Annotated in this window: 4 protein-coding genes and 1 pseudogene; 4 read left to right on the plus strand and 1 reads right to left on the minus strand. The window is 61.9% G+C overall.

The features are described from left to right. Window positions 1-112 precede the first annotated feature (112 nt). Entirely contained in the window at window positions 113-235 is a 123-nt protein-coding gene (locus tag GPA25_RS24270) for a hypothetical protein (RefSeq protein ID WP_281357761.1), read from the minus strand. A gap of 474 nt (window positions 236-709) precedes the next feature. Between GPA25_RS24270 and GPA25_RS23360 the strand changes: the two genes are divergently transcribed. The 4 genes and pseudogenes from GPA25_RS23360 to GPA25_RS23375 form a co-directional block, all read left to right on the plus strand. Further along, complete coding sequence (locus GPA25_RS23360; protein ID WP_169262793.1) at window positions 710-1,060, plus strand: c-type cytochrome; 351 nt, start codon at window positions 710-712, stop codon at window positions 1,058-1,060. A gap of 80 nt (window positions 1,061-1,140) precedes the next feature. Then, complete coding sequence (locus GPA25_RS23365) at window positions 1,141-2,136, plus strand: DmsE family decaheme c-type cytochrome (protein WP_169262795.1); 996 nt, start codon at window positions 1,141-1,143, stop codon at window positions 2,134-2,136. Window positions 2,137-2,154: 18 nt separating this feature from the next. Next, complete coding sequence (locus GPA25_RS23370; RefSeq protein ID WP_169262794.1) at window positions 2,155-4,287, plus strand: MtrB/PioB family decaheme-associated outer membrane protein; 2,133 nt, start codon at window positions 2,155-2,157, stop codon at window positions 4,285-4,287. A 143-nt stretch (window positions 4,288-4,430) separates the two neighbouring features. Next, a pseudogene (locus tag GPA25_RS23375) lies at window positions 4,431-4,782 on the plus strand (cytochrome C); the annotation flags it as partial.

Raw genomic sequence — 4,782 nt, forward strand, 5'->3', positions numbered from 1 at the left:
GTGCTGGTTGTGACGGGGTTCTTCGGCGCTTGATGTGCGGGTGAGTCGTTCATGAAGAAGGGGGGCGCAGGCCCCCCTTCTTTTTTTACGTCGTGCTTTCCCCGATACGGCGTCACGAACCTGACTCGTGCTCGGCCAGGGTCTTGCCGAATTCGACTACCGTGCCGTCGCGAAGCATCAAGACTGCCAGCACGCACACGACGCGTATCCTGCAGAAAATGGCGATGACGAACACCTCCGAGCTCGTCCGTTACGCCATCGCCCATCACCTCGTCGAAGCGAGCGCCATTCAAGCCGCATTTCCGTCTGCGTTTCGTCGCGCTCGCGCTATCACCCGCGTTTCCTGCCTTCCCGTCTTCCCCGACTGCTGAGCCTCGTGCCCCGGGCTGCGTGCCCGTGGCCGCCCGCGCTGCATGTTCGCGCGCGGCGCACCGCTGACAACTCCCCGTCCCGGATGACGTTCGGGAATCTGCCGGTCTTCCCCGCGGGCTGATTTACGCGGGCGCGCGCCGGTTTGCGCGCATTGGATGACATCAATGCTCCGGTCCGGACAGGGGCCGCTGGGACTCCCTTAGGAATTTTCCTACAAGCAATTTAAACCCATGCCTATTCTGGGGTTTCTCGAATTGCAAGAAAATTTGTCTGCGTTGGATCTGGCCTCCCGGCGTCATCCAAACGATTAGAGCCAGCTTTTACAGGAGTACCCCAAATGAAATTCAGCCGCCACCGCGTCTCGCTGCTCGTTGCAGCCGCCGCCGCAATCCTAATGTCCTCGACCGCCTTCGCCGCCGCGGATGCGGACGCCGCCAAGGCCTTAGCCAAGAGCAATGACTGCTTCAAGTGCCACGCCATCGACAAGACCAAGAAAGGGCCGTCCTACAAGAAGATCGCGGCCAAATACAAGGGCAAGGAAGCTGAAGGCTTTGAAAAGATGCACAAGAACATCACCACCGGGCCGAAGGTCAAGCTCGAGGATGGCTCGGAAGAAGATCACAAGATCATCGATACCAAGGATCAGGCTGAAATCAAGAATCTGATGCAGTGGATCCTTTCGCAATAAGCAGTGTGCTTTGAATCGCGCCGTCCCGCTCGGGATGGCGCGGCAATGATGTCCGGATTCTGGGGGGTAATATGAAAAAAATGCGACGCTTGCTGGCGGTGCTCGCCTGTCTCGGCAGTTTTTGCGCGGGGGCGGCTTACGCCGCAGATGAGCCCAAGGAGGCACCCAAGGACATCGTCCTGACGGGTGATGCCAAATGCACTTCCTGTCATGACGAGGCGGACGCTCCGGGCGTGCTGCACATCGGCAAGACCAAACACGGTACGCGTGCCGATGGTCGCACGCCGACCTGTACGGACTGCCACGGCGACAGCGAAAAGCATGTGAGCCACAAGGGTAGCGACAAGCCGCCCAAGCCCGACCGCACCTTCGACAAGCAGTCCGCTACTCCCGTTGCCGAGCGCAACGCCGCCTGCCTGTCCTGTCACCAGACCGATCCCAAGCGCCACCTGTGGGCCGGCAGCACGCACGAGCGCCGCGACGTCGCCTGTAGTTCCTGTCACGACACCCACGCCGCCGACGACAAGGTCCGCGACAAGCGCACCCAGGCCGAAGTGTGCTTCGCCTGCCACAAGGAGCAGCGCGCGCAGGTCAATCGTCCGTCGCATCACCCCATCCCCGAAGGCAAGATGAGCTGCTCGGACTGCCACAACCCGCATGGTACGACCGGGCCGAAACTGCTCGTGAAGGACAGCACCAACGCGACCTGCTACACCTGTCACGCGGAAAAGCGCGGGCCGTTCGTGCATAACCACGCCCCGGTTACCGAGGACTGCGGGAACTGCCACAACCCGCACGGTACCGTCGCCGACGCGATGCTGAAGACGCGACCGCCCTTCCTGTGCCAGCAGTGCCACGATCCCGCCAACCACCTCGGCACGATTCCGGGCGTTGCGGCGAACACCGATCTCAGCCGCACCGTCAATGGTCGCGCGACCGGCTCTCCGGCGGTTCAGAACAATGGTCTCAATTCGGTCGGCGTCACCCAAGGTCGCGGTTGCCTGAACTGCCATACCGAGATCCATGGCAGCAACAGTCCGGCCAACGCCTCCAAGGCGTTGCGCTTCTGGCGTTAAGACTCAGGGAGAGAAACCATGCACAACAATCGCGTTTTCAAGCGGACCGTGCTCGCACTGGCCGTGTCGCTGGCCTTCCCCGTCTCGTCCGCCATCGCGCAGGAAGAAGTCGCGGAGCTGATCAGCCCGAACGTTGCGGAAGCAAGCGTCAAGTTGCAGCACCTCAACGAGGTCAACCCGCTGTACCGCCAGTACTACGGCCTCGCCGAAGAAGGCATGCACGGCAGTGCTGACCTGAAGGTCATCCGCCGTTCCGACGAGGGCCGCTGGCTGCGCATCGAGGGCCGCGACCTCGGCCTGCGCACGCAGGAGTTCGGCGCTTCGGTCGAGCAGCAGGGTGACTGGAAGCTGGGTGTCGAGTACAACCAGATTCCCCGCTATGCGCCGTTCAGGGTCATCACCGGCGTCACCGGGATCGGCCACAACACGCTCAACCTCGGCACCGCGGTCGATGACAAAGATCTGAAGACCGAGCGTACCGCGACGTCCCTGACCGCCACCAAGTTCATCTCGCGCCACCTGCAGGCGAGCGTCACCTTCAAGAACGAGGACAAGAAGGGCGAGCGCCTGTTCGGTTCGAACGGCAACGTCGGTGGCTTCCTCGGGCAGTTGTTCACGCCCGAGCCGATCGACTCGAACCACAAGCAGATCGAGGCCTCGCTCGACTATGCCACCGAGAAGTTCTACGTCTCGGGCGGGTATTACGGCAGTTTCTTCGAGAACAAGGCGGGCAAGGGCCTGTTCGTCAATTACGGTACTACGGGTGGTACGGGCAACCCCGTTGCGGTCCAGGGCACGCCGACGCAGATGAGCCCGCTGTCGCTGGCGCCGGACAACCAGGCGCACCAGTTCCACATCGCCGGCGGCTACAACTGGAGCCGCGATACGCGCGCGAACCTGAAGATCAGCAAGAGTTTCGCGACGCAGGATGACAGCTTCCTGCCGAATTCCGCACGCGTGCCGTACTACGCGGGTATGAAGCGCTCGGACCTGGGCGGCAAGGTCGATACGACCAACGTGTTTGGATCGCTCACTTCGCGTGTCACGGACAAGCTCGGCCTGTTGGCATCCTGGGCGTACGAGGATCGCGACGACCGGACGCCGCAGGTCGACTATCTGGTCGACGTGGCTCACGGCGGCGTGCTCCTGCAGAACAATCCCGAGTCGCAGAAGACGCATCGTGGCAAGTTCGAGGCGAGTTACCGCCTGCCGCAAGGCTTCAACCTGACTGCCGGCTACGATTATGACTTCAAGAAGTACGAAGGCATGGACGAGCTGTTCCGCGACGAGATCACGGAGAACACCTACCGGGTCGATGTGCGCAAGTCGCTGGGTGACACGGTCAATGGCAGCCTGATGTTCGCACACAGCGAGCGCGACGGCTCGAGCTGGGGCACCACGCCGAACCTGGTGAACGATGGCGCCCACGCCGTCGGCCTGCACTGGACCGCGCCGACGCAGTTCTCCGACCGCGAGCGCGACAAGCTCAAGCTGATGGTCGACTGGATGCCCGTCGATCCGCTGTCGGTGCAGTTTGCCTACGAGTATGCGTTGGACGACTACAAGACGCGCATCTTCGACATCGGCCTGAACGAGGGACGCTCGGAACTGTTCTCGCTCGATGCGTCCTACCGCTTCAGTGACCGCTGGAAGGCGAACCTGTGGTATTCGCACTCCACCAACGACATCGAGCAGAAGTCGTTGAACAGTACGTTCAATTCGCAGTGCAACGGCTCCTCGATCGCCAACACCTGCGTGCCGTGGGGGGCCGACCTCAAGCTGAGTTCGAATGCGTTCGGTGCCGGCTTTGACGGGCAGATCAGTTCGAAAGTGTCGGTCGGCGGGCAATACCTCTACAGCCGCGATGTGAACAAGTACGACATCACCTACGCGGATGCCGGCACGCTCTCGTCGATCCGGCAGGGCGCGGGGATGCTCCCCGACACGGAGTACACGTTGAACACGTTGCGCCTGTTCGCGAAGTACGCGCTGACCAAGGCGACCTCGGTGCGACTGGACTACGTGTGGGATCGCCGCGAAATGGATGACTACACCTGGTCGAGCTGGAGCTACTCGGACGGTACGAGGGTGTTCGTCGAGCCGGACCAGATCACGCGGGTGATCGGCGTGACCCTCTCCCACGCATTCTGATTGATCGCACGCACAGCAACCGGGCCTGCAGGGGCCCGGTTTTTCCCCGTAGACTCCACAAGATGCCTCGGGTCGAACGTCATCTGAACGAGCGGATACATGTGCCGCGCCCTCCAACAAAAAGGGATTCGGGAGTATTAAGCGTGAATATCCTCAATTTAAAGGCATCGCTGGCGGCTGTCGTTCTTGCCGTCTTGCTGCCCATATCCAGCCAGGCTGCGCCTGCGGGTGAAGGCTCCACAAAACTCGACAACGCAACCTGTCTGGAGTGTCACGAGACCGGCAAACGCGAGATCGAGGTCACCGACAAGGATGGCGAAGCGGTAGCGCTGCCGGCCGTCGTGCCGGACAAGTTCGCCAAGAGCGTACACGCCGGCATGGACTGTGTCGCCTGTCATACCGACATCGTCGATGCGAAGGAAGCGCACCAGAAGGCCGCCAACGTCGCCAAGCCGGACTGTGCGAGCTGCCACGTGCAGCTGTGGGACGAGGCGA

Source organism: Aromatoleum diolicum, assembly GCF_012910955.1.
GTDB lineage: Bacteria > Pseudomonadota > Gammaproteobacteria > Burkholderiales > Rhodocyclaceae > Aromatoleum > Aromatoleum diolicum.

Coding starts and splice junctions, on each gene's coding strand:
- GPA25_RS23360 (WP_169262793.1), top strand. CDS start 710: ATGAAATTCAGCCGCCACCGCGTCTCGCTGCTCGTTGCAGCCGCCGCC.
- GPA25_RS23370 (WP_169262794.1), top strand. CDS start 2,155: ATGCACAACAATCGCGTTTTCAAGCGGACCGTGCTCGCACTGGCCGTG.
- GPA25_RS23365 (WP_169262795.1), top strand. CDS start 1,141: ATGCGACGCTTGCTGGCGGTGCTCGCCTGTCTCGGCAGTTTTTGCGCG.